This window comes from Thiomicrorhabdus heinhorstiae, from assembly GCF_013391765.2.
GTDB classification, from domain to species: Bacteria; Pseudomonadota; Gammaproteobacteria; order Thiomicrospirales; family Thiomicrospiraceae; genus Thiomicrorhabdus; species Thiomicrorhabdus heinhorstiae.
The window spans coordinates 26,443-52,424 of sequence record NZ_JACBGI020000011.1; the positions used below are offsets into that span (position 1 = coordinate 26,443).

Consider the following 25,982-nt stretch of genomic DNA (forward strand, 5'->3'; position numbering starts at 1 on the left):
AAACTCTAGAGAATATTTGCATATAATCTATACAAGGCAAAGGGATCTATTTCCGCAAATTTCTTTATCCCGACACCGCCATATTCATTCACTTTGCATCTCAGAGGAGCAAGCGCCCGAAACATCATGCCCTACCCAATTCGAGAAACCATTGACGAATCCAGTCCCGGCAACCGGACAATCGGAAAAATTTATCGTGTTGCCTTTATTATGTCTCTCATCGCAGGCTATATTAACAGCGCTATGCTCATTGAATTCGGCATCCCCGTCAGCCAGATGTCGGGAGTCGCATCGCACCTCAGCGATCATTTTCTGAACCAGCAAAATGAACTGCTATTACAAACCTCGATGATTCTGATGGGGTTTATTTTCGGTGCTTTTTTATCCGGGCTGTTAATCGGCATAATCCCTTACAAACAAACGCCCAATTACGGTCATGCCCTGCTTTTAAACGGCCTGTTGCTGATTCTCGCCGCCTGGGCGAGCTGGCAGGCATCTTCTCTGGCTCTTCTGACGACGGCAATCGCCTGCGGTTTACAGAACGCTTTAGTCGCCAGCTATCGGGGATTGCAACTACGAACCACCCATATGACCGGTAATGCGACCGACATCGGTGTGCATCTTGCACTGTGCATAAAATATCGACGCAAATGGAATTGGCGCAGCAATCTGCTGATTATCTTATTGCTAAGTTATGTATTGGGAGGCATTTTAGGCATTCTCGGTTATCGGCAGTTTCCGGCTGAAAGCTTGCTGATCCCCGCCGTTATCATGCTGATTCTTGGTAGTGTTTACCTGCGTAATTACTATCGCTCACCAAAAAACAACCGCCAATAAAAAGAAAAGCCCGCACTACGGCGGGCTCAGGGACACGAAGCAGAAGCATTAAGCCGCATGTTCTTTTTGTGTCTCTTCTTGAACATCTTGAGTTTCTTGGGTTTCGGTTTTTGGTTGATCCAAAGCGCCCAGACGCGCGGTTTCGAACTCGCCCGTTTCCGTATTCAAACGATAGATATTGAAGTTGGTATCAATATCAAATCCTTCCATACGTGCAGCATAGTTGGTCGAAATACTGCCTTCAGGAGAGTGTACACGGTGGAAAACATGCGGATCCCAGCCTAAAATTGCTGAACCTTCATAGATTTTCTTACCGTCGTGGTAAATCGCATCGGCCGTCACTTCGAATTTCTCGACACGACCATGTTTGTGTGAATAAAGTTCAACCAGACGCTTGCCTTGATGAACGACCAATTTATCTTCCTGATCGGTATGCATATACCAATACCATGTATCGTCGCCGTCAATCAAAGGGCTCTTGCCGCCCGGACCATGTAAGACCAAGTCAACACCGGCAAGGCTGTCGACAACGCCTTCAACACTAAAAAAACTGACATTCGGCGTCTTGCGAAGAGGCTTCAAAGGGATGATGAAACAGAGGTTAGGAATATATACGCTACGCTGACCAAGCGGAAAAGACGATTTCATTTTAGTTACCCGAAAAATTAAGATGGAAAAAGCGGTTTCGAGGTTTTAAATTAAATCAGTCGAACTTAAAAAACAACCGTGAAATCAAGGTTTTTTGTGAAAAAATGCGTTGAAACAAAAAGCTTGAAAAATAAGCATTTTTTTCTGGAATTTATCTTCGATTAGCGTTAAATTTAGGGTAATTTCAGAGATGGAAATTCTATCTGAAAACGGTTTCGACAACTTCAATCAGTTTTCACGTGAAACAATCAAACTGCTTCGGTGTGTTTCGCCGCTTTCGATGACCACGCGGTCACCCCAAACATTGCCCGTTTCCACACAGATAAAGTCGGTCCAGTCGGCATTATCGATATCGGCAAAGCCTTTAACAATTTCCGATCCTGGATTCCATACCACACAAGACTGGGCATGTACGGTTTCCAGAAGCAATTTCGGCCCATCCGGCAAAGACTTGATTGAAATATCCCCGGCAACATTCAGATAGACATTATCGATCGATTCGGGCGGCAACAGCTTACCTTGTTGAATACTTCGACTATTGTTATCGAGCGTGTCGATACAAACCCCACCCTGAAGACCGTCGACTTCAATTCGACGACTATCCTCAACGGCGAAATAAGTGTGCAGAGCCTCGGTGATCGACAAGGCGTACTCGTTTAAATTTGTTGTACTCAACGTCAGGCTCAAGGTCGGACCGATCACGACCTTTAGTTGCAAACGGAAACTATGTGGCCAGACAGCACGGGTATCGGCATTCGACTCCAGACCGAAACGAATTTCTACCGCGCCATTACCGAGTTGCTTGATCGATTCGGTCTTCCACCAGGTTTTACGCACAAAACCATGATTCGGCGGCTGCTCAACATCCACCTCGGAGTGAAAATCTTCCTTATAACCGCCAAACCATGGCCAGCAAATTGGAATTCCACCGCGAATGGCCGCTTTGCCGTCATATACCGCCTGCGGACTGACCCACAACACATCCTTGTCAAATTCTCCGTCGGCCGTTTTAGGACAATAACTTAGAACCGATGCGCCAAAAGGCGTCAATAGCGCTTTAGCAAACGCATTCTCGACTTCAATCAACGTCAAGTCTCCGCGCTTTACGAAGCGAACACCTTCAACTTTGAAGTTATCGATTGTCATATGTCCTCTCCTTTTCGCTGCAGAACTCGAGAAAGACTACGGACGCCACTCCGTCAAGGTGCGTTCCAGTAGTTCCCGTGGGTAATCGCCGGTCACATAAGCTTCACCGATCGTTTTTAGCAGAACCAGACGGATTTTGCCGGCCTGAACTTTTTTATCTCCGGCCATCAGATCCAGATACTTATCGTTATCCATTTCTTCAACCGAAGGCGGCAATACCGGCAATTTGGCGCGTTCGAACAAAGCGGCAATTCGCTGCTGATCCTCTTCGCTCAAATTACCGAGCAGCTTCGACATATATACCGCCTGCATGCTTCCGGCACTGACGCCTTCACCATGCAACCAGTTTCCGTAGCCCATTCCGGCTTCAATCGCATGTCCGAAGGTATGCCCCAGATTGAAGAGTGCCCGCAAACCGGCTTCCTTCTCGTCTTTGGCGACAATGTCGGCTTTATTCTGACACGAACGCTCGATTGCTTCCGACAAAACCTGAGGATCGCGTTGCAGCAAACCTTCGATATGCTCTTCCAACCATTCGAAAAACGGCAGATCAACAATCAGACCGTACTTAATCACTTCCGCCAGACCGGCGGAAAGCTCACGGTCCTCTAAAGTGTTTAAGGTATCGGTATCGATCAAAACACATTGTGGCTGATGGAAAGCGCCGATCATGTTTTTACCGCGCGGATGGTTGACGCCGGTTTTTCCACCGACCGAAGAATCCACTTGCGCCAGCAGGGTCGTCGGAACCTGAATGAAATTCACTCCACGCTGAAAAGCCGCCGCCGCAAAACCGGTCATATCACCGATAACACCACCGCCGAGCGCAACCAGAGTACAGCCGCGGTCAAATTTTTGATCGATTAATTCGTCAAACACCAGATTCAGGGTATCCAGATTTTTGTACTGCTCTCCGTCCGGCAAGATAACCGAATGAACATCAAACCCGGCAAAAGCCGCTTCACACTGCTGTAAATAGAGAGGGGCGACCGTGGTATTGGTAACGATCAAGACCTGCCGGCCTTTGACATAAGGCTTTAACAGTTCCGGTCGGGACAAAAGCCCCTGACCGATAAAGATAGGATAGCTGCGATCCCCTAATTCCACATGTAATGTTTTCACAACCCAAAACTCTCTCAGTTAAACGATGTTTTCCCGCTCGAGGCGGTCAATTATTTTTTTTACGACTCTATGCACCGGCACTTGCTGCGTTTCGATGACCAAATCCGCCAGAGACAGATACCACGGCTCGCGACGTTCCATCAACTCGCTTAGAACTTTTTGCGGATCCTCGGTTTGCAATAACGGCCGGTTACGGTCGTGCTTGGTTCTTTGAATCAAGGCATCGACAGACGACTTCAGATAAACGACAAACCCCCGAGTGCCCAGATGCTGACGATTCAGCTCACGCTCGACCACTCCGCCTCCTGTTGCCAGCACGGTGCATTTTCGCTCCGTCAATTCGTCGATCACGGCCTCTTCCCGGTCGCGAAAACCGCTTTCACCTTCAATGTCGAAAATCATCGGAATAGTTGCGCCGGTGCGCTCTTCTATGACGTGGTCGCTATCGACAAATTGATAGCGTAATCGCTCGGCTAAAGCCTTGCCGACCGTAGACTTGCCGGCACCCATGGGACCTATTAAAAATATACTTTCTTTATGCATAAGAGCATTCTAATGGATTTATCTATTTTGTCACCTTTTAAGATACATTTAGCCGGGCAAGAAACCATCCGAAACCCCATGCTCGCCGTCGCTTTTTATCTTCAAAGGTCAAACAAAAACATCGCCTCTAAATCGGCTTTAGTTTGTTACGGGAAAAATTTCCGTAAAAACCGACCCTTATAGTAGCTACCAGTTAGCAAAATCTCTGTTAAAATGGCGGAATTTCCATCTTTCTATCCGCCTCGAACAACGGAGAATGACCTATATGAGTGGCTCACTCTATATCATTTCAGCCCCATCCGGCGCCGGCAAAACCTCATTGGTTTCGCAATTGACCAAAACTGACGGCAGCATTGCCGTTTCTGTCTCCTGCACCACTCGCGCTATGCGTCCGGGTGAAGCCAACGGCGTCAATTACCACTTTTTATCCGTCGAAGAATTCGAAAAAAAAATCGAAGAAGGTGATTTTCTGGAATACGCAAAAGTGTTCGACAACTATTACGGCACTTCCCGCAGTAGCGTAAAAGCGCAGTTGAACGCCGGCAAAGACGTGATTCTCGAGATCGATTGGCAAGGAGCCCAACAGGTCCGCCGACTAATGCCGCAGGCAACATCGATTTTTATTCTGCCGCCGTCGATGAACGAGCTGCACCGTCGCTTAAAAGCGCGTGGAACAGATAGTGACGAAGTGATCGAGCGCCGCATGCAAGACGCCATCAACGAAATGTCGCATTACAAAGAATTCGATTATCTGGTGATCAACAATCACTTCGAAACCACCCTGAAAGATCTTCACAGCATCTTCAAAGCCAAGCGCCTGCGCCGCCAATCTCAGCTGCAGGCCCATAAAGTGTTGATTAAAGATCTATTGGGAATGGAAATCGAAGTCTGATCTCCGGCACCGTAAGTTTTACAAAAGAAAAGAATTAGGAGCACAAAGCCATGCCAGGTTTTGAAATTTTTGACGATTCCGAAAAGCAACAAATTGCCGAAGTCATGGAATCCGGTTTTACCTTCCGCTACAACTTTGACGGCATGCGCAACGACGTCTGGAAAGCGCGTGAACTGGAATCGATGATTTGCGAAACCCTGCAAGTCAAACACGCTCACCTGGTTTCCAGCGGTACCAATGCCCTTTCCACCGCTTTGGCCTCAGCCGGAATCGGTGCCGGAGACGAAGTCATCGTTCCACCTTTCACCTTTGTTGCCAGTGTTGAAGCGATTGTCCTTGCCGGCGCGATCCCGGTGTTTGCCGAAATCGACGAAACCCTGACCCTGTCTCCGGAAGGAATCGAAGCGGTCATCACTCCGAAAACCAAGGCGGTTAACTTTGTGCACATGTGCGGTTCGATGGGGAAAATGGACGAAATCAAGGCGCTGTGCGACAAACACGATCTGATTCTATTGGAAGACGCTTGCCAGGCAACCGGAGCAACCTACAAAGGTAAGGCGCTCGGTACCATCGGGCATGTCGGTGCACTTTCTTTCGACTCGGTCAAAACCGTCTCCTGCGGAGAGGGCGGCGCAATCCTGACTAACGACGACACTATCTACAACAACGCCCACATGTATTCCGATCACGGTCACGACCATATCGGCATGGATCGCGGTGCCGAAGGCCATCCGATTATGGGAAGCAACTACCGCATTTCGGAAATGAATGCCGCCGTCGGCGTTGCACAATGGAAAAAACTGGATCGTATTCTGGATATTCAACGCCGTAACAAAAAGGCTCTGAAAGATGCTTTGGCTCAATACCCTGAAGTCAGCTTCCGCGAAATTCCCGATGAAGCGGGCGATAATGCCGGCTTCCTGAGTTTCTTCCTTCCTGATGAAGCTCGCGCTAAGGAAGTGGTCGCCGCTTTAGGTGCCGCCGGCGTCCCTGCGGTCTTCTACTGGTATGGCAATAACTGGCATTATTTTAAAAACTGGACCCACATCCAACAGATGAAAGGGCCGGCCAAGTTACCGATCGAACTGATTATCGATCGTCCTGACTATACTCAGGTGGAAACACCGAAATCCGACGCAATTATGAGCCGTGCCATTTCGATGCTGATTCAACTATCCTGGAGCAATGAGGATATTCAGGCACGTATCGATGCTTTCGATAAAGTATTTAAACGCTAAATAGCTAATAGTGCTGCGGCTAAACATATAACAAGTGCCGCATGCCTAAAACATGGGAACAAACCAACATGAAATTCCGTAATTTTAAGACCGTACCGAAAATGATTTTCGGCCGCGGTTCCTTTGAACAACTCGATGATGTTTTAGCCGAAGAACGCAAGCAAGCCGACGATTACGTTGTGTTTGCCGTTGACCATGTCCATAAAGACCGTCCTTTGAGAGAGCGCATTCCAGCGCTTGAACAGGACATGATTATCTGGGTCGACACGACTGACGAACCTAAAACAACCTATGTCGATCAACTGACCGAAGAAGTGAAGGCTTTCGGCAAGGGCCGTAACCCGGTCAGCGTGGTCGGTCTAGGTGGCGGAGCCACCTTGGATATGGCCAAAGCAATCTCTCTGATGCTGACCAACGAGGGCGGTTCCGCAAAATATCAGGGCTGGGACCTGATCAAGAACCCGGCGGTACATCACGTCGGTATTCCGACACTTTCCGGTACTGGTGCCGAAGCTTCGCGCACCACGGTTTTGACCGGCCCTGACAAGAAGCTGGGCATGAACTCGGACTATACGGTTTTTGATCAGATCATTATGGACCCTGATCTGTTGCAAGGCGTCCCGACCGACCAATGGTTCTATACCGGGATGGATTGTTATATCCACAATATCGAAGCTCTGAACGGCACCTATATCAACGAATTTGCCCGCGCTTTCGGTGAAAAATCGCTAGACCTTTGTTACGAAGTCTTCCTTGAAGATCACCCTGATGCAGACGAAAAGCTGATGATGGCATCCTATATGGGCGGCCAGTCGATCGCTTATAGCCAGGTTGGCGCCTGCCATGCACTCTCTTACGGCCTCTCTTACGTATTGGGCTACCACCACGGCATCGGTAACTGTATCGTCATGGACGTTCTGGACGACTTCTATCCGGAAGGTGTAAAAATCTTCCGCGAAATGATGAAGAAGCACAACATCACTCTGCCGAAAGGGATTACCAAAGGCATGAGCGAAGAAGACATGGATAAGATGATCAAAGTTGCATCCGGTCTGGCGCCGCTATGGGAAAATGTTTACGGGGCGGATTGGCAGACGCATGTTACGCCTGAGCTGTTACGCTCCTTATACGAAAAAATGTAAATTTTAAGCCTTGTTTTTTGGTTTTGGCGTTGTTGTTGATTCAGTCATTGGGTAAAACCCAACTCCTTCACCAACGCCTAGCCAAACCTCAAAAAAACAACGGCTAACAATACGTTCTTGATCCCTATACAATTATTTAAAGCCCAAGATATCATTATGAATACCTATGTTTTTATCCCTGCCCGTTATGGTTCTTCGCGTTTGCCGGGCAAGCCTTTGAAACTGATTGACGGTAAACCGATGGTGCAGCATGTGTATGAGCGTATCGCTAAAGCTCAGGGATTGGCAGGAGTTTATGTCGCGACCGACGATGAGCGCATCCGTGAAGTAGTAGAAGGCTTCGGCGGTCAGGTTGTCATGACTCCGGCGGAAGCTGCATCCGGCACCGATCGTATTGCCGCAGCGGCGAATGCCTTGGGATTACAGGAAGATGATCTGATCGTCAACGTTCAGGGAGATCAGCCGCTGGTTCACCATGAATCGATCGAAGACGTCATAGCACCATTTCTTGCCGACGACTACGACGGCTCATTCGAAATGAGCACCTTGTCTTTTAAAATCGTCAATGAAGCGGAAATCACCAATCCGAAAGACGTCAAACTGGTGACCGACGTCAATGGTTTCGCACTGTATTTCTCGAGAGCGACCATTCCTCACGGCCGGGATTACTGGGATCACGACAGCTTCAAGCACCTTGGCGTTTATGCCTATACCAAGCGCTTCGTCGATACCTTTAATGCCCTGCCGATGGGGCGACTTGAAGACATCGAAAAACTTGAACAGCTGCGAGCACTGGAATACGGTCATAAAATCATGGTTGTGGAAAGCAAATGGGACTCGCCGGAAGTCGATCTGCCTGGCGATATCGCAATCATGGAAGCCCTTCTGCAAGCGGGGCATTAGGACCTGAATGTTCTATAACCTGATACTCTATCTATTAGCGCCGTTGATCCTGTTGGTTTTTCGCAACCAGATGCGCAAACAGCCGCGGGAAATGCGCTTTTTCAAACAGCGTTGCGGTTACGCTTATCCCGAACCTTTGAGCAGTGAACAACCGAACGATGATCACATCTGGATTCACTGCGCTTCAGTCGGCGAGCTTAAAGCCGCCGAAGGGCTGATGCAGGCGCTATTGGAAGATCGGCCGCAACTGCGTTTTATTCTTACCACCAATACTCGCAACGGCTATCAGTTCTTCCAGCAAACTCTGGAGAAAGACGAAGCGGTCAATCATGCTTTGCAGCACTGTTACTGCCCGTTCGACTGGCCGGGCGCCGTCAATCGCTTTGTCACACACTTCAAGCCGCGCGAATTGTGGATTATGGAAACCGAGATATGGCCGAACCTCTACTCGGTCTGTAGCCGGAACTCGATCCCGATCCGTATTCTCAACGGACGCCTGTCGGCAAAAACGCTTAAAGCCCCTTTCTGGTTGAAACGCCTTTATCAGCACAGCCTAAGCCAGGTAACCCAGGTTCTTGCCCGCTCGGCAGAAGAAGCCGAGCATTTTATTCAACTCGGCGCACCGCAAGACAAGGTTCTTGCCTTAGGCAATATCAAATACGGCCGTCCGCAACAGATCAAACATTTCGAAAAACCGTTACCGCGGCCTTATGTGCTGGTCGCCTCGACGCATGAAGACGAAGAGCGTCGCATAAGCGAAATCTGGCTACAGCTGCAGCGCCCCGAACTGCTGGTAATTGTACCCCGCCATCCGAAACGTAGCGCCGCCATTCAGGAACAACTGCAGGCCCTCGGCGTCAAGTTTGCCGTTGCCAGCCAACAACAACCACTGACCGCCGATACACAAATTTGGCTCGACGACCGGTTCGGCTACCTTCTGGCGCTGTTCGAACACGCCGAGGCTGTAGTGATGGGCGGCAGCTTCGTACCCAAGGGCGGGCATAATATTCTGGAACCGGCAGCCTACGGCAAGGCGATGATTACCGGACCGGATATGTCGGATTTTGAGGAAGAAACCGCTCTTTTAAAAGACAATAACGGCCTCATTCAATGCGATTACCCGCAACTTAGCGAAAACCTGAAAAATCTTTTGCAGAACCCGCAACTGAAATTGGAGCTTGAATATGGCGCCAATCGCGCTATGCTAAGTCAGACGCACACCTTTGAAAGCTATATACAGATTCTTGAAGAACACGCGCTAACAAAAAAATACTAAGACTCAGCGACTTTAAGCATTTATTTTTAAGGGCATTTTTCGTAAAATACTCGTTTACTCTAAAATTTATGGGACATAAAACACATGGCTCGCGTAACTGTTGAAGATTGCTTAACTCAAGTAGAAAACCGATTCGAACTGGTCATTTTGAGCGCTAAACGCGCCCGCCAATTGGCAAACGGTGCTGAACCGACCCTGGACTGGGACAAGGACAAACCGACCGTTATGGCTCTGCGAGAATTAGCGGAAAACACCATCGACGGCAAAGTCGTAATGGAAGATCCAGACACTCCTCCGTTTTTTAGCTAAGCCGGAGACCTTCTCGACTGTATGCCGACCCCGAACTCTATCGACGGACTCCTTCATAAAGCCTCTCTCTATCTCAGCTCTGAGAAAGTTGACAGCATCAAAGCCGCCTTTGAGTTCGGCGCTCTTGCTCATAAAGGCCAAAAGCGTAAAGCCGGCGGCGACTATATCTGGCACCCGGTTGCGGTTGCCGAAATCCTTGCCGAAATCCAACTCGACAAAGAGAGCCTGATTGCCGCTCTTCTGCACGATGTCGTTGAAGACACCCCCTTTAGTAAAAACGATATTATCGAACGCTTCGGCGAAAGCGTTGCCGAAATCGTTGATGGCGTCACCAAACTGGGTAAACTGGAATTCGACGACCCGCAAGTCGCCCAGGCGGAAAGTTTTCGCAAAATGGTTCTGGCGATGTCGCGTGACATCCGTGTCATTCTGATCAAACTTGCCGACCGCTTGCACAATATGCGCACTCTCGGCGTCATGCGCCCGGATAAACAGCGCCGTATCGCCCGCGAAACACTAGATATCTACGCACCGATCGCCGGCCGCCTCGGGATCAACTCCATGCGAATCGAGCTAGAAGATCTCGGCTTCAAAGCGATGTATCCATACCGCTTCGCAGTGTTGGAAAATGCGGTTCGAGAAGCGCGCGGCAACCGCAACGAAATTATCGAACAGATCACGGAAACCATTCAAAACCGTCTCAATCAGGAAAACATCACCGGCAAAGTCATCGGCCGCGAAAAACACCTGTTCAGCCTGTATAAAAAAATGCGCACCAAGCAGCAGAAATTCAAGGAAATTCTTGATATCTTTGCCGTGCGCATTCTGGTCGAAACCGCAGACGAATGCTACCGTACTCTGGGCGCGGTCCACTCCCTGTATAAACCGCTTCCGAAACGTTTTAAAGACTATATTGCCATTCCGAAGTCCAACGGATACCAGTCATTACACACCACTTTGCGCGGACCTCACGGCGTCCATCTGGAAGTTCAGATTCGGACCGAAGCGATGCATGAAGTATCCGAGCACGGTATCGCCGCGCACTGGCAATATAAGAGCGACAACGAAAACGAAGTCTCTCCGTCGCAAGTCGATCTGCGCGCGCAGGAATGGGTCAAAAACCTGCTGGAAATTCAGCAAAGCGCCGGTAATTCTCTGGACTTCCTGGAAAACGTCAAAATTGATCTTTTCCCGGACATTATTTACGTTTTCACGCCGAAAGGCGACATTATCACCCTGCCGAAAGGCGCCACACCGGTCGACTTCGCCTACGCTGTTCATACTAATATTGGGCACGCGACCGTCGGTTGTCGTATCGATAAGAAACTGGTTCCATTGCGCACACCTCTAGGCAGTGGTGAAACCATCGAAATCCTCAAAGGCAAAGTCCCGCTGCCTAACCCGGCATGGTTGAACTTCGTCAAAACCGCCAAGGCACGCACGCAAATCCGCCACTTCATGAAGAATCAGCAGAGCGACGATGCCATCAAACTGGGCTCACGCATGCTGACCAAAGCTTTGCGAAAATTCAATATGGCTTACGACGGCCTGACCGAAGAAATCCGTCTCGATCTGATCCGCATCTTCAAGCTCGAAGAATGGACGCAGTTGCTGGAAGAACTCGGTAACGGCAAGCGTATGGCTCCGCTGGTTGCCAAACAGATTCACGACGTGGTTCTCGGCAGCGAAGATCAGGTAAACGTGGAACCGAGCAATCAGGATATTCCGCTACCGATCTCCGGAACCGAAGGGATGGCGGTGCATTTCGCCAACTGCTGCCACCCGATTCCGGGCGACGAAATCGTCGGCTTTATCAGTACCGAGAAAGGCCTGGTTATTCACCGCGACAATTGCAGTAACGTCAAGAATATCAAAAACCAGCCGGAAAAATGTCTGGAAGTTCACTGGGCCGACGATGTCGAAGGCACCTTCCTGGCGGAAATTCAGCTGGAGGTGAAAAACCAGCGCGGCAGTCTGGCAACGATCGCCAATGAGATCGCCAAGACCCAGACAGACATCGAACGGGTTCGCTCGGAGGACAAAGACGAGAGTTACAGCTTAATGAACTTCGTCATTAATGTGACCGACCGCATTCATCTGGCCCGAGTAATGCGCGAACTGAAACGCAACCCGATCGTCGACAAGATTCAACGTTTATAAAGCGCCGTATTCTCGATTGAGAAACGGCATTCGCTTTAGTTTAATGATTTACAACAAGGACACTGTTATGCGCGAAGTCATTTCTACGGATCAAGCTCCACAAGCCATCGGCACCTATTCTCAAGCAATCCGCACCGGCAATACCGTTTACCTGTCGGGACAAATCGGTTTGGTACCGGAAACCATGGAATTAAAAGAAGGCGAAATCGATGCTCGCATTCACCAGGTGTTTCAAAACCTGTCTGCCGTCTGCCAGGCAGCCGGTGGAACTCTGCAAGATATTGCTAAATTGAATATTTTTCTGACCGATATGAGCCATTTCGCGACCGTTAACGAAATTATGGCGCAGTATTTCCAACAGCCTTATCCTGCGCGAGCCGCCGTCGCGGTCAAGCAATTGCCGAAAAACACCGATGTCGAGATGGATGGCGTAATGGTGTTATCCAGCTACTAAGCCGGATTTAAAAGATGGCGCTGCAGATAATCGGCAACGCCGTCATCCGCATTGCTTTTCGCAATCGCGGCCTGAGGCAAACGCGCCTTGACCGCCTCGGCGGCATTCGCCATCAGCACCGGATGGCCGACCAGTTCAAGCATTTCTATATCGTTCATACCGTCACCGAAAGCCATTACCTCTTGCGCTAGAATTCCTCGGGTATCCAATTTACTCTGCAACGCCTTGCCTTTCGACACACCTTTATTCATCACCTCCAGATACTCTCCGGTCGTGAAGGTAATCGTCAAATGGTCGCCCAAAGACTGTTGAAGACTGGCTTCAATCGGCACCAGAACGTCATGCCGGGCATTAAAGTAAAATTTATCGATATGCTCGTGCTGAAGGTCGGCAAAATCGACCAGTTGATACTCAAAACCGGAAGCGTGATGGATTGCCAGTAGCGGCTCGTTCTCTTCTTCAACCAGCCAGACATCGCCTTGATAGATATTGCGATGAATGTCGTAACCGGAAGTTAAATCAAGAATTTCGCCGACCAGTTCGTCGGGAATGTGATTTTCATACAGCAGGTTACCATGGTGATCGTGAACCCGGGCACCATTCGAAGTGATGAAGCTCACCGGCAAGTCCAGTTGCCGGGCGAGCATATAGACGTCTTGAAAGTGACGACCGGTGGCGATCATCAATTGAATGTCACGACGATGCAAAGCCCGTAACGCCTGCAAAGTCGCTTCACTGACCACATGTTCCGGGTTCAGCAAAGTGCCGTCTAAATCGATTACCACCAGTTTGATCATAGATTCCGCCTTTATAAAGATAGCGCAACCTTACCAGAAAACATGCCACCCACAAATTTAAAATTTGTGACACCTATAGACGATAATCGATTTGACGGCCAGCCTTCCCTATCGATACTGCCAGCGAACGCCAACACTTAGCTGACGGCCGCTAAGCGGTGCGGTATCTTTCAGGAAAGAGAGATGGTTCTGTGCATATTCGTCAAGGATATTATCGGCTTTAAACCACAGACTCCATTGACTCTGTTCCCCTTTAAGATCTTTCTGGGCATAAAAGGAGAGCCAGTTATAACCCGGAGTCGCCGTTTCATACTTGGCCAGTTCGGTTGCTTCGAAGACATGCTTCAGCGACAGATTCGTCTGCCAATCGGTTTGCTGATAGTCCAAACCGACCAACCAGCTTGCCGGAGCCGTTCGAGGCAGATTACTACCATCCGACAATTTCGCATACAGAATATCGATCTGGCTGTTCAAGCGCCAAGGCGACTGCCCCGCCGTCCCCAAGTTCCGTCCGTAAGAAACCGAACCGCCGTAAAAACGCGCATCATCCTGCAGCATCATCCACACTTCGCTGGTATGGAACGGATCCAACAGCGGCTGACCGCCGGCATCGTAAACGGTTCTTTGGTAAATATAGTCTTTGAAAGCGTAATAGAATGCACTTGCCTGCCAATCACCCTGCCACAGACGTCCATGCCAATCGAGATCCAGAGTAATCGCCTGTTCCTTGTTCAGATAGCGGTTACCGAAAATATAACTGTCCGTCGCATGGTGGAATCCGTTCCAATACAACTCGTCGGCACTCGGTAAACGTTGCAGATAACTCAGACTCGCTTCCCAACCGCTGAACTGGTCCCAATCGCGTTTAAAGGCTGCCGACAGGCTACCGGCCCAGTCTTGCGCACTATCGTAATAATTGGCATCCAGACTAGTCGGATAAACCCAGGTCTGTTGAATATTCGACGGATCTGCATCCAAAGTCCGGTATTCCATATAGGCGCCCAGACTTAGGGTATCGGTTTCGTTCAAAGGCTTATCCGCCTGAGTCGAAGCATACCAGCGACGCTCCTCGGTATCCGGCATAGGATGGCCATGACTATACGGCAGTCCGTAAGTCGTCATATTGTTCTCGATCGAATCGCCGATCGGTCCCGAATTCCGGCTTGCGGTGGTAAAACTCTCGCACCCGCCGTGTTCGTGACAGACTTTCAGTTCCTGATTGGAAACACCGAATTTTGCCGTTCCCAACCAATCCTGCCAGGCGTAATCCATCGTCAGGTCGAAAGTCAGAGTTTTCTTGCCGAAAAGACCGTCTTTTCGACCGCCCTCGGTTTCGTCATGCAGATAATCGCTATACTGCAACTCCATACTCAGACGATCAATTGCATCGTTTAAAGCATTTTTCGACCACTTGACGCCATAATCCTGGCGTTCCATCGAGATGCGGGTTTCCTCGGCCGTACTATTCGGAATGCCATAGTCCTTGTACAGATCCCGGAAATAAAACTGCAGCTGCGTATCCGGCGCATAACGATAAAACAGATTAACCTGCCCCTGCTGGCTTAAAACATCGGAATCCTTAATGGTTTGGCCGTTGCCGTCTACATAATCGCCGGTCTGTTGATGCACTCCGGAAAAAGAGATACCGAATTTCTCGGAAGCCGCCGAGACTTGTCCGCTGAGATTCCGTCCTTCATTACTGTCGGTTGCCGATGCCTCAAGCTTGCCGCTGATTCCCTGCTTCGGAAAATCCGCCGCCGCTTCGTCGACAAGCCGAACCACGCCCCCCGCCTGAGCGCCATACAATAAAGAAGCCGGCCCCTTAAGCAGTTCAATCCGCTGCGAAGCCTTGGCGGAAACCCCGACCGCGTGATCCGGGCTCATAGCCGAAAGATCGGACGCTTCCAGATCGTTTTGCAGAATTTTTACCCGATAACCGCTCATGCCGCGAACCACCGGACGGCCGACACCGGCGCCATAACTGGCCGAGTCGACATTCGGCGTATTATCCAGATAATCGCCAAGCGTTTGACCGCTCGCCTGCCTCTGCAGAGCTTCGCTGTCCTGAACTTTACGATCCGCATCCTGTTCGGACTGCGCCTCGACATCGATCGATTCAAGGCTGGTTTCGGCAGAGGCAATTATGGGTTGCAGACTTAAAGCGACAATCAATAATTTTCGTTTCATAACAATAATCCTTGTTTGAAACGGAGCGCCGAAGCGCCCCGCCCAGAGCTTATTCCTCTTCGCTTTCTTCATGATCGTGTTCGGCACCTTCACCCAACACGGCCATCATGTCCAGATACAATCCGTCGTTTTGCAGAACCTCCGGAACCGACCACTGCGAATGCTGGTGATAATCGGCACCGTGCGAATCGACAAGATAGAGCGATTGCGAATCCGGTACGAAAATCAAAACACCGTCTTCACTGCTGCGTGCAATTGTCGTACGCTCACAGTTTTCAATCTGCTCGACATCATCCAAAACCACAAACCCTTGAGCCGACTCCAAACCGTTTTCGCCTTCTTTATAGAAGTAAACGCGCCCCGATTTAGTCAGCGCAAAATGCATCAGATCACCGTGATCATGAGCCTCATCTTCCGTTGCTTCTTCCGTTGTTTCTGCAGCAGTATCCTGCTCCAGTTCAAACTTCAGGTAAGGGTCCACATAAGCGCGGCATAAGGTCTGATCTTCCGGCAAGACTTCGGCAATTTCCTCTTTAAGTTCGTTCTGCTCGGTAACATAGGCATTCAAGCGTTCCATTGCCAGCGCCTTGTTGCTTCCCTCCTCCGGAGCTTCGAATTCATCGGCAGAATGCGCCGCCAACTCTGTTCCGTGGAAGTGCACCAACTGCACGAACTTAGTCGAATCGATCGCATCACCGGCAACATAATCCGGCTTCATCACCAGATATTTACCGTCCAGCTTCTTCTCGCCGTCAACAACGCGGAAATCCGGCCAATAAAAGATCGATCCCAATACCGAAGTATCGTTCAAAGCCAATTTCTGTACCGAAGAATCACCGCTTGCAGCAGCCAATTCGTTCAAATCCGTTACGCTGTCATCGTCCGTGTTCAACGAAAAATACTGCGGAGAAGCCGCATCGATAAAACTCAAAGTCAGGTTTTCCGGCAAGCCGGACTCATAACTGTCCTCAGTCGAATCCGAGCCGCCGCCACAGCCGCTCAGCAATAGTGCAGCCATCGCTGCTGTCATGGTCGTTTTAGCAAACAATTTCATTTGTAAATTCCTTTCTAAATCGGCCGCAATCACATACTCCTTGGTTGTCGTACATTGCGACCCAAAGTGATAGATTTCGTGCGCGCAGGATCATTCCGTCCGCTAAAGCGCACTGTGTGCTTAAAAGTTTAGATTGGGGGATTTACAAAGAAGCCGGCGGGCCGCGGGCAAGAAAAGCGTCAAAGCTGGTTGAAAAGTGGAAAAGAACTTTCGGTGCATGAAACAGGACGACGGTTGCCGCTTCAAACGGTACGGTGATGACTGTCGGCGCATCCGCGGCCTGGTGTTCTACTCCGGCATACACATCGCATTGCGCGGTATGTTCGTGGAAAGGGTGAATTTTGCTATGGATCAGCGCTGCCGTTTGGGCGAACAGAAACAGCCCGATGAGAATCGCGGCGATTCTCAGGGAGACACTCGACCTGAACTGTGTGGCAGAAAAAATAGACTTATCCATAAATAAAGATTATACGGTATCTGTCAATAAAAACTTCCGCTTATCTTTTACAATAAAAGTCTTCTATCCCGAACAACGACGACCATGCAGAAGAAATATCGCAACCAGTATGTATTTATCCATATCGTCAAGAACCTCAGCCTGACGAAAACCGCCGATCTGCTCGGATTGTCCAAAGCCACGGTCAGCCGATGCCTGCATCAATTGGAAGAAGATTGGGGAGTGGAGCTCGTCAGCCGAACTTCGCGCAAATTGAAATTGACCGCTGCCGGTCAGGAGGTATATGAACACTGTTTGCGACTGATCGAAGACACGCAAAGATCGGAGCAACGCCTGATGGAAAGCAGCGACCAGCTGACCGGCACTCTGCGCATTACCGCTTCCGAAGCATTCGGTTATCTGTACCTGTCACGCCTGATATACGGCTTCTCGCAACAGTACCCCGGCGTGAATTTTGACCTGTTGATTTCCAGTGACTATAAATCCCTGCTGGGAGAAGAGATCGATCTGGCATTTCGCATCGGCGGACTGAAAGACTCGAATGACCGGGCCAGAAAACTGCTCTCCACCCGGCTCGGAATCTTTGCCGCGCCAGTCTATATTGAAAAACACGGTGCCCCGCAAACGCTGGATGATTTGCAGGAGCATAATTGCCTGATTTACAGCGGTATGCCACTTCAGAAAAGCTGGCCTTTAGTGCTCGGAGCGCAGGATCACAGCCACGTCCGCGGCAATATTCGCAGCAATAACGAAATGTATTTGATTGAAACGGCATTGCTCGGACAGGGTCTGTTGCTGTTTCCGCAAACCCTGGTCGAACCTTACCTGCAGCAGCAGAAACTGCATGCCGTTTTACCCGAGCATTCGGTACCGATCGACATCCATGCCCTGTACTCTTCGCAGCCGGGCCTCTCTAAAATCGGCCGTCTGTTTGTCGATTTCGTGACCGAAGCCTTGCAGGCCTCTATCCACTAACCCGATTTACAAACCGAGTTGCGACTGGAAAGACAGTAGATCGTAGAAATCGCGGTGCAGGATGATCTTGCCGTTCTTATCGAACGTGGTCGTGCTGATCCCTTTCACCGCAAACGGCTTATTACTCACCTTAACATCGCCCCACATGCCGTTATAAGTTCCGGTATACAGCCATTCGTAGGCCACTGTATTGCCGTTAATGTATTTCGGGCTGGTACGAATCCATTTCATATCCGGTGCATTTTCAATCCACATCACCTGCATCAGCTCGACCACCTGCTTTTTACCCGAAGTAGACGAGTTCGACGGCAAATCAAACATCGATACATTATCGGCATAATGCGGGGCGATCTTATGGATATCGCGCGTCTCCCAATCCGCAAAATATCCGTCCAACCACTGGGAAGGTCCCTCTTGAGCTGCCGAAGCGGAATTTGCAAACAGGGCCAAAAGCGAGAAAAATGTCGCTAAAATTAAATTTCTTTGCATCTCAATCTCCTTAAATTCATTTGAACTGCAAAGAAACTATATCCACAAAACCCGTTTCAAAAAATGGCCGAAAATAAAACCTTCTGTTGCATATTTAGAAACGAAAATAGCTTAACAGAGTGATCCGAAGGCGCCATAAAATTGCCGTCACGGATGCAAAATAACGCAAAGGACGAATCGGGTGTTACAACTTTCCACCGGCCATATCATCAAAGAATCCGATGTCAGCTGGCAAGCCGTTCGTTCGCAAGGTGCCGGCGGACAAAATGTTAATAAAGTCGCGACGGCCGTGCACTTGAGATTCGATATTAAAAATTCGTCTTTGCCGGACGACTTTAAACAACGCCTGATGAGAAAGGCCGATAAACGCATTACCAAAGACGGTGTGATCGTTATCAAATCTCAGTCACACCGGACTCAAGAAGCTAATCGGCAGGCGGCTTTGCAACGCTTGCAGGAAATTTTGGAAGCCGCCGCCATCCGGCCGAAAAAACGTATTGCTACCCGCCCGACCAAGAGCTCGCAGCGTAAACGTCTTGAACAAAAGAGCCAGCGCAGCCAAACCAAAAGTCTGCGTAAAGCGATTCGACCAGATGATTGATCCGGCATTGCCTCAGCTTGCCTGATTCTTAAAAACATCAGAACTCATCCATAATCGATCAACTGCCAGACCTCAAGATGCGGCGCCTGATTCTTACGCTCCCATTTAAATTGATGCGTTGGATTTAATGCCTGTAGAAACTCCATATCGTGGGAAGCAACCATCAAAGCACCCTGATATTGGTTCAGCATTTTAATCAGCGCCTGTTTACTGCGATAATCGATATGGTTCGTCGGTTCGTCCAACAGCAGCAGTTGAGGGGTCGGCTTGCGTAGAGTCGCCAGCAACAGCGCTGCCTTGATCCGCTCACCGCCACTCAGATGACTGCTGGGCAAATCGGTCTTGTCGGCTGTCAAAGCGATCTGCGCCAGTTTCTGACGCGCATCGGCTTCGCTTAAATCGCCCGCCGATAAGAGCTGTTGCAATACCGTTTGATTCGGATCAAGCAGGCTCGCATGTTGATCGATATATGCCGTTGTGACATAAATCTGCATGGTTTCCGCTTGCGGCACGATCTGCCCGGATACCAGCTTCAACAAGGTCGATTTACCGCAACCGTTTTCACCTATGAGTGCAACTCTCTGCGGTCCCATCAGATGCAAATCCAGGGTAGTGCCTGCCATCAAACCGAAAGGGAAATGCAACCTTTCAATCCGTAACACCTGCTTGCTTGTTTCCAATCGCGTTTCTGGAGGGAAAAAGTAGTAATCCGCCTCGTTTTCCATAACTTTGGCGGCATCGCTGACATTCTGATGCAGAGTCGCTTGTGACTGCCGAGCTTGCGCCTGTTGCTTCCCTGTGTATTGCTGGCTACGGTTTTTCTGAAAATCCAATAACGCTTTGGCCTGATTACCTTGCCTGGCTTCTTTTGCCGCTCGGTGCAGACGTTTTTGCTGACGCTCCTTCTGCTGCTGCAAAGCGTGCAGGCCTTTTTTCCGTTCCAGCCTGGCGTGCTCCAGTTTTTCCGATAGAACCTGTTGTTCATGCTGCTTTTGCTGTAGATAGAAATCGAAATTACCGCCGTAGCTTTTTAAACCCTGCGGGGTCAATTCCAAGGTCCTGCTCATAAGATTGAGCAATTCGCGGTCATGGCTGATCACCAGCAAACCGCCGTTCCAATCCCGAATATATTGATGCAAGCGACTACGCTGCCGTCGGTCCAAATGGTTGGTAGGTTCGTCCAGAATCAGAAAATCCGCATCGCTGATAAAAGCGCCGATCAGCGCAACACGGGTGATTTCTCCCCCGCTCAATTGCGACAAAGGAGTATTTAAGTTCAAATGCCCCAGACCGAACTGAGCCAAAGCTTGCTCCGCGGATTGACGGATCAGCCAGCGCTCACCGACATCTTCAAAGTCGTTTGGATCGGTTGAGCCCTGTTCAATTCGTGCTAAAGCTTCCAGCGGTGTGCGAATTTGCAGTAGATCTACCAGTGTTTCACCGTCGTGCGGATGAATAGTTTGCGGTACATAGAATAGCCGTCCGGAAAGCGTGACATGTCCATCGGTCGCGGTTAAATCACCTGCCAGAATTCTGGCCAGCGTGGATTTTCCGGTACCGTTATCACCGACTAAACCGGTAGGCCGGTTATCAAATGTTGCGGAAAGAGAATCGAATAAAAGTTGTCCGTTCGGGTGCTGATAGCGGACACGATCAAGAGTGACGAATGTCGTGTGGGTCATAATGCCTCCAATAATGCCTGTTCGTTGAAATGACGAAAAAGCTGCAAAAAGCAGCGGCATTAATTGCGCATCGGCCCATCCTCTTGAAAAGAAAAGAGCCTATATTTTAAGCTAAAAACCGGCAGAATCGGCGATTTTTATCCTCCGTGTTTCGGCTCGAAGGCCATTTAAGCTTAAAATGAATTAAATCGACGTGGGTAATTACGGCCCAAAAGCGTCAATAATCGGCTTAATTCAACGCTTTTTATTGGATCGACCCCACTGTTTAAAGTAAAATTCGGCCAACTCGCCAAGGAAAAGTAAACACTATCCAATGAATAATTTACTTATACTCCTGACCTTTGCATTATTCACCTTCGGTTCCTATGCACACTTCAACAAGCCGCTGGAAGAGCCTTCCTGGCCTGCAACAATTCCCGGTTTCGCATTTTCTCCATATCATGAAGACCAAAGCCCTTTAACCGGCGTTTTCCCGAGCACCGAATCCATCGATGCCGATCTGACACAACTTTCCGGGATGGTACATGCCATTCGGACCTATTCGGTCGATGGTGTATTCGGAGACATTTCCAAACTTGCCGCGAAACACAATATTAACGTTGCTCTGGGTGCCTGGCTTGATAAAGACGCCGAACGCAACGAACGGGAATTGTCCAAGCTCGAAGAGATCGTACAACGCCCGCCTTATAACATCGTTCGCGTGATTGCCGGCAACGAGGCCCTACTCAGAAAAGACCTCACATTGGAGCAGATGACTGCCTATCTGGATCGACTGCAAAAGAACATTCAAACCCCGATCAGCACTGCGGAACCATGGGATATCTGGATCAAATATCCCGAGCTGGCGAAGCATGTCGACTATTTGGCCGTGCACATGCTGCCCTACTGGGAAGGCATTGCCGTTGAGCAGGCGGTGGATTACATCGTCGACAAAATGGCCTTGTTGAAACGCACTTTCCCGGATAAACCGATTGTAATCGCCGAAGTCGGCTGGCCGAGCAACGGTCGCAGTATCAAAAACGCCACTGCCTCCGAAGCAAACGAAGCGATTTTTTTACGCCGTTTTATTAGCAAAGCCCGAGAAGAAGGCTATGTCTACTATGTGATGGAAGCCTTTGACCAGCCGTGGAAGGCCGAGCTGGAAGGTGCCGTCGGCGCCTATTGGGGAGTCTATGACGTCAACCGCCAGCCTAAATTCGAATTCTATCGCCCGATTATCCCGATCAAGCAGTGGCGGATTCTGGCCGCCGCCTCCATTCTGCTGGCGGTGTTTCTGGTTATTTTTCTGCTTATGGACAGCGGCAGTCTCAAAAAACGCGGTCGGACGTTTCTGGTCGCGGTCGCTTTCAGCGCCTCTTCGGTGATTATCTGGGTGTTGTATCAACACTCCTTGCTGTACCAGAATTGGATAAGTCTGTCGGTCGGGATACTGCTGATCCTCGGTGTGATCGGAATCTGGCTGGTCATTCTGGTCGAGGCGCATGAGTGGGCCGAAGCCTTATGGCTGAAAAAACATCGGCGACAACTGGCCCTTCCCGATGCTTCAGAACAACCGGAAAATTTGCCGTTCGTCTCCATCCATGTCCCGGCGTATAACGAACCGGCAGAGATGATGATTGACACCATAAACGCTCTTTCCCGCTTGGATTATCCGAATTTCGAAGTTTTAATCATCGACAATAATACACCGGACGAATCGACCTGGAAGCCGGTAGAGCAGCACTGCGAAACCTTGGGAGAAAAATTCCGTTTCTTCCATGTTGCGCCTTTGGAAGGTTATAAAGCCGGCGCTCTGAATTTCGCCCTCGAACACACTCATCCGGATGCACAGGCGATTGCGGTAATCGACAGTGACTATCAGGTCAAACCCGACTGGTTAAAAAACATGGCCGTACATCTAAACGATCCCGAAATCGCCATTGTCCAGGCTCCTCAAGACTACCGGGATTATTCCGAAAACGCTTTCAAAGCCATGTGCTACGCGGAGTACAAGGGGTTTTTCCATATCGGCATGGTCACCCGCAACGAACGCAATGCCATTATCCAGCACGGCACCATGACCATCGTGCGTCGCAGCATACTCGAAGAAGTCGGCGGCTGGGGCGAAAGCACCATCACCGAAGATGCCGAACTCGGCCTGAAAATTTTCGAACACGGTTATCAAGCCGCTTACGAAGCCACCAGCTTCGGACAAGGTTTAATGCCGGATACCTTCATAGACTACAAAAAACAGCGCTATCGCTGGGCCTATGGCGCCATGCAGATCATGCGCGAACACGCCGGGGCGCTCTTTCTCAATAAAACCGATCTTAATATCGGCCAACGTTATCACTTTATTGCCGGCTGGTTACCGTGGATCGCCGACGGCTTTAACTTTATCTTCACCTTACTGGCGATTGTCTGGTCGGTGTTGATGATTATCGATCCGATACAATTTAACGCCCCGAATGCCATTATCTCCGCGGTACCGATTCTGTTTTTCGCCTTCAAGCTGTTAAAGATGCTGATTCTCTACCGTACACGGGTACATGCAGGTGTCAGAACCTCACTGGCAGCGGCAATCGCCGGTTTGGCCTTATCGCACACCATCGCCAAAGCAGTGCTATACGGTCTGTTTATCGGTCGCAAAATGCCGTTTTTACGCACCCCGAAACAGGCTGAAACCGCCGCATTCATCCAAGCTTTGCGCGATGCGGGACAGGAATTCCTATTGGTCATCATTCTTTCGACCCTGCTACTTGGAATCGGCTGGCGTATCGGATTCGATTCAACGGAAACTCTCTTCTGGAGTCTGGTGATGGTTGTACAGATGATTCCATATCTGGCGGCGATCATACTCTCCGTTGTCAGTATCTCTCCCGGTTCATCAAGCAAATGGTTGAAGTTCAAACCAGTAGTTTCCGACAACACTTGATGGAAAAACAGAGAAAAACAGGCAAAAGCATTAACTAAAAAAGTTCTATTCGCCGGCAAAATGTCGTTTTTATACAATCAATTTTCCGCGCCGCTTTCTAATATGGCTCCTGACAACAACAGGAGGTCAATATGACAAAGCGAATCGATTATGCCGCCATCTCACCGGAAGCCATTAAAATCCTGCACCGGCAGGAAAATTACCTGCACAGCCAATTCCAGCAAAGCGACACAGTTCCCGTCAGAACATGGGAACTGGTCAAACTGCGCGTCTCGCAAATCAACCAATGCGCTTTTTGCATCGACATGCATAGCAAAGATACCCTGGCGATGGGAGAAACCGCCGAACGCATTTACGGTTTGAGTGCCTGGCGTGATATGCCTCTGTATTCCGAAGCCGAGCGAGCGGCTCTGAACTGGGCTGAACGAGTAACATCCGGTCAATCGATTGACGAAGACGCCTACCAACAGGCGCAGGATAGCTTCGGCAAGCAAAGTCTGGTAGATTTGACCATAGCGATTAACGCCATCAACAGCTGGAACCGCATTGTGAAAGTCTTCCAACCCGAGGTCGGACGCTATCAGCCAAGAAAATAATCTTCACCTCTTGCATGACGAAACCTTTAACCTGAGGTTGTTTAAACCTCGGGGCAAACTATCCCCTTATGTGCAAGCCATCTGGTCGTTGACGGTATCCAAAACCAACCGTTCCGACCTGACGAAATGGCTGCAGGTAGACGCCTGCAGCGGCATATTATTTAACCTGACCGAGGCGGTGTATCTGGATGACCACTTCTACTCGGAAAAAGTCATCTTATTGCCCGTTGAAAAACAGGCCCATTCGATGACCTGGCCGCAGGGCACAAAATTAACCGGCATACGCTTTCACCCCGGAGTCAGCTTCGGAGTGTTCAATGAACTTTACGAACAACCTTTTGCCATTCAAGACTCGGAACTGCCCGACTCTTTGCAACAACTGCTGCGCCGGATGAAGGACTCCCCCAGCCACTTTTCACGTCTTATTCGTCTGTATCGATGGCTCGACAATGAAATGCCCTTTTCCGACAAAATCGCTCCCGCATGGCGGCCGCTGCTGAACTGGATGCGCAACCCTGCCGTCCCGGCAGATTTACCCAATAACAGCGCCATCAATATTCCCATCGGACAACGCCAGATCGAACGGCAGTTTCGGCAACTGCTGGGCATGACACCCAAACAATTCCAACGCATTAAACGCCTTCAAAACACCCAGAATTCCCTGAAACAACAACCCGATATCGACCTAGCCGAACTCGCACTGATACACGGCTTTTCAGATCAGGCGCACATGACACGGGAATTCAAACAGATCGCCCGAATCACCCCGCAAAAATACCGAAAACAAATCATTTTCAGCAAACGCGGGTAAGAAGCGCTGCAACTGAATGTGAAAAACACTAGGTTGGGTGGTTTTAACAAGTAACTAAATGTTGGCTATTCACGTTAGTGACTGTTTGACATAGAATGAATCGTATAAGTACTTTTATCAGTAACCACTGGAGCATACCATGAATCGAATTGCCGACATTCATCTCCTGACAAAAAGGTTAATCGTCATGACAGGGGTAGCTATATTGATCTTTAGTACGGTTTTCGCTTTAAGTTATCTGTACAGTCAACGTTTTATGATAACTTGGGTCGGATTTTTATGCGGTATCATCGGCGGTTTTGTCAGTATTCAACAACGAATGAAAACCGTCTCCGATGACGAACTGAAACTTTTAACCCAGTCCTGGTTTACGATATTACTCATTCCGGTTTTCGGCGGCGTCTTTGCATTAGTTCTCTACGCCTTATTTCTGTCCGGCATTGTATCCGGTACGCTTTTTCCTGCCTTTTACATCCCTGAGCCAACCAATGGCACACCCGATACAACCTATATGATAGAAGTTTTCACTCAAACATACCCACTCACAGGGCAAGATTTGGCTAAGCTGCTGTTCTGGTCATTTGTTGCCGGTTTTTCCGAACGATTTGTGCCGCAAATTATTAACAATGTCAGTCAAAAAGCCTCCGACCAAACACAAACTAAAGACCATTGAACTCTAAGCTTTAAATTATCCATAATAAAAAACCACCGTAATGGTGGTTTTTTATTGGGGTTTGGAAAAGTTTGAT

Annotated in this window: 25 protein-coding genes; 15 read left to right on the forward strand and 10 right to left on the reverse strand. The window is 49.4% G+C overall.

Going from position 1 to position 25,982, the window contains the following annotated elements:
* Positions 1-126 precede the first annotated feature (126 nt).
* Positions 127-837, forward strand: a complete 711-nt coding sequence (locus tag H8792_RS07050; RefSeq protein WP_185978240.1) for a YoaK family protein — start codon at positions 127-129, stop codon at positions 835-837.
* A 48-nt stretch (positions 838-885) separates the two neighbouring features.
* On the opposite strand, the gene H8792_RS07055 is transcribed toward H8792_RS07050, so the two are convergent.
* From H8792_RS07055 to aroK, 4 genes are all read right to left on the reverse strand, one after another.
* Positions 886-1,485: a hypothetical protein gene (locus tag H8792_RS07055; protein WP_185978241.1), complete on the reverse strand. Its 600-nt coding sequence runs from the start codon at positions 1,483-1,485 to the stop codon at positions 886-888.
* Positions 1,486-1,713: 228 nt separating this feature from the next.
* Entirely contained in the window at positions 1,714-2,631 is a 918-nt protein-coding gene (locus tag H8792_RS07060) for a D-hexose-6-phosphate mutarotase (protein WP_185978242.1), read from the reverse strand.
* A gap of 36 nt (positions 2,632-2,667) precedes the next feature.
* Positions 2,668-3,753, reverse strand: a complete 1,086-nt coding sequence (gene aroB, locus H8792_RS07065) for a 3-dehydroquinate synthase (protein ID WP_185978243.1) — start codon at positions 3,751-3,753, stop codon at positions 2,668-2,670.
* A gap of 18 nt (positions 3,754-3,771) precedes the next feature.
* Positions 3,772-4,296 (reverse strand): shikimate kinase AroK, encoded by a 525-nt coding sequence (aroK, locus tag H8792_RS07070; RefSeq protein WP_185978244.1) that lies wholly within the window; start codon positions 4,294-4,296, stop codon positions 3,772-3,774.
* A 265-nt stretch (positions 4,297-4,561) separates the two neighbouring features.
* Here aroK and gmk point away from each other — a divergent pair, with 265 nt between their 5' ends.
* The 8 genes from gmk (at position 4,562) to H8792_RS07110 (ending at position 12,670) form a co-directional block, all read left to right on the forward strand.
* The gene (gene gmk, locus H8792_RS07075; RefSeq protein WP_228766997.1) at positions 4,562-5,188 is read left to right on the forward strand and encodes a guanylate kinase; all 627 of its coding nucleotides are present in this window, start codon (positions 4,562-4,564) and stop codon (positions 5,186-5,188) included.
* A gap of 50 nt (positions 5,189-5,238) precedes the next feature.
* On the forward strand, positions 5,239-6,426 hold the full coding sequence (locus H8792_RS07080) for a DegT/DnrJ/EryC1/StrS family aminotransferase (protein WP_185978246.1): 1,188 nt from the start codon (positions 5,239-5,241) through the stop codon (positions 6,424-6,426).
* A 68-nt stretch (positions 6,427-6,494) separates the two neighbouring features.
* Positions 6,495-7,568: an iron-containing alcohol dehydrogenase family protein gene (locus H8792_RS07085; RefSeq protein WP_185978247.1), complete on the forward strand. Its 1,074-nt coding sequence runs from the start codon at positions 6,495-6,497 to the stop codon at positions 7,566-7,568.
* A 156-nt stretch (positions 7,569-7,724) separates the two neighbouring features.
* Positions 7,725-8,471 (forward strand): 3-deoxy-manno-octulosonate cytidylyltransferase, encoded by a 747-nt coding sequence (kdsB, locus tag H8792_RS07090; RefSeq protein WP_185978248.1) that lies wholly within the window; start codon positions 7,725-7,727, stop codon positions 8,469-8,471.
* 7 nt (positions 8,472-8,478) lie between these two features.
* A complete protein-coding gene (locus H8792_RS07095) occupies positions 8,479-9,747 on the forward strand; it encodes a 3-deoxy-D-manno-octulosonic acid transferase (protein ID WP_185978249.1) in 1,269 nt (422 codons plus the stop codon).
* An 84-nt stretch (positions 9,748-9,831) separates the two neighbouring features.
* Positions 9,832-10,056 (forward strand): DNA-directed RNA polymerase subunit omega, encoded by a 225-nt coding sequence (gene rpoZ, locus H8792_RS07100; RefSeq protein WP_185978250.1) that lies wholly within the window; start codon positions 9,832-9,834, stop codon positions 10,054-10,056.
* Between the two features lie 21 nt (positions 10,057-10,077).
* Positions 10,078-12,216 carry a RelA/SpoT family protein gene (locus H8792_RS07105; protein WP_185978251.1) on the forward strand — a complete coding sequence of 713 codons (2,139 nt, stop codon included), beginning with the start codon at positions 10,078-10,080 and terminating at the stop codon, positions 12,214-12,216.
* 67 nt (positions 12,217-12,283) lie between these two features.
* On the forward strand, positions 12,284-12,670 hold the full coding sequence (locus tag H8792_RS07110; RefSeq protein ID WP_185978252.1) for a RidA family protein: 387 nt from the start codon (positions 12,284-12,286) through the stop codon (positions 12,668-12,670).
* Here the strand turns inward: H8792_RS07110 and H8792_RS07115 are convergent.
* From H8792_RS07115 to H8792_RS07130, 4 genes are all read right to left on the reverse strand, one after another.
* Positions 12,667-13,467, reverse strand: a complete 801-nt coding sequence (locus H8792_RS07115; protein WP_185978253.1) for a Cof-type HAD-IIB family hydrolase — start codon at positions 13,465-13,467, stop codon at positions 12,667-12,669. The two genes, H8792_RS07110 and H8792_RS07115, sit on opposite strands and share 4 nt — an antisense overlap.
* Before the next feature lie 108 nt (positions 13,468-13,575).
* On the reverse strand, positions 13,576-15,654 hold the full coding sequence (locus tag H8792_RS07120) for a TonB-dependent receptor (RefSeq protein WP_185978254.1): 2,079 nt from the start codon (positions 15,652-15,654) through the stop codon (positions 13,576-13,578).
* Between the two features lie 49 nt (positions 15,655-15,703).
* Entirely contained in the window at positions 15,704-16,708 is a 1,005-nt protein-coding gene (locus H8792_RS07125) for a hypothetical protein (protein ID WP_185978255.1), read from the reverse strand.
* 142 nt (positions 16,709-16,850) lie between these two features.
* Complete coding sequence (locus tag H8792_RS07130) at positions 16,851-17,165, reverse strand: DUF2607 family protein (RefSeq protein WP_185978256.1); 315 nt, start codon at positions 17,163-17,165, stop codon at positions 16,851-16,853.
* Positions 17,166-17,249: 84 nt separating this feature from the next.
* Here H8792_RS07130 and H8792_RS07135 point away from each other — a divergent pair, with 84 nt between their 5' ends.
* On the forward strand, positions 17,250-18,140 hold the full coding sequence (locus H8792_RS07135) for a LysR family transcriptional regulator (protein WP_185978257.1): 891 nt from the start codon (positions 17,250-17,252) through the stop codon (positions 18,138-18,140).
* Between the two features lie 6 nt (positions 18,141-18,146).
* Here H8792_RS07135 and H8792_RS07140 read toward each other — a convergent pair whose 3' ends face one another.
* Complete coding sequence (locus H8792_RS07140) at positions 18,147-18,629, reverse strand: nuclear transport factor 2 family protein (protein WP_185978258.1); 483 nt, start codon at positions 18,627-18,629, stop codon at positions 18,147-18,149.
* Positions 18,630-18,789: 160 nt separating this feature from the next.
* Here H8792_RS07140 and arfB point away from each other — a divergent pair, with 160 nt between their 5' ends.
* Positions 18,790-19,230 (forward strand): alternative ribosome rescue aminoacyl-tRNA hydrolase ArfB, encoded by a 441-nt coding sequence (gene arfB / locus H8792_RS07145; RefSeq protein WP_456119854.1) that lies wholly within the window; start codon positions 18,790-18,792, stop codon positions 19,228-19,230.
* A 44-nt stretch (positions 19,231-19,274) separates the two neighbouring features.
* Here the strand turns inward: arfB and H8792_RS07150 are convergent, their stop codons facing one another.
* A complete protein-coding gene (locus H8792_RS07150) occupies positions 19,275-20,912 on the reverse strand; it encodes an ABC-F family ATP-binding cassette domain-containing protein (RefSeq protein ID WP_185978260.1) in 1,638 nt (545 codons plus the stop codon).
* A gap of 313 nt (positions 20,913-21,225) precedes the next feature.
* On the opposite strand from H8792_RS07150, the gene H8792_RS07155 reads away from it, so the two are divergent.
* The 4 genes from H8792_RS07155 to H8792_RS07170 all read left to right on the forward strand — a co-directional run bounded on the left by H8792_RS07155 (position 21,226) and on the right by H8792_RS07170 (position 25,906).
* Positions 21,226-23,826, forward strand: coding sequence for a glycosyltransferase family 2 protein (locus H8792_RS07155; protein WP_185978261.1), 2,601 nt, complete (start codon positions 21,226-21,228; stop codon positions 23,824-23,826).
* A 131-nt stretch (positions 23,827-23,957) separates the two neighbouring features.
* A complete protein-coding gene (locus H8792_RS07160) occupies positions 23,958-24,422 on the forward strand; it encodes a carboxymuconolactone decarboxylase family protein (protein WP_185978262.1) in 465 nt (154 codons plus the stop codon).
* A 37-nt stretch (positions 24,423-24,459) separates the two neighbouring features.
* On the forward strand, positions 24,460-25,233 hold the full coding sequence (locus tag H8792_RS07165) for a helix-turn-helix domain-containing protein (RefSeq protein ID WP_194947651.1): 774 nt from the start codon (positions 24,460-24,462) through the stop codon (positions 25,231-25,233).
* Between the two features lie 139 nt (positions 25,234-25,372).
* Positions 25,373-25,906, forward strand: a complete 534-nt coding sequence (locus tag H8792_RS07170; protein WP_185978264.1) for a hypothetical protein — start codon at positions 25,373-25,375, stop codon at positions 25,904-25,906.
* Positions 25,907-25,982: the final 76 nt, after the last annotated feature.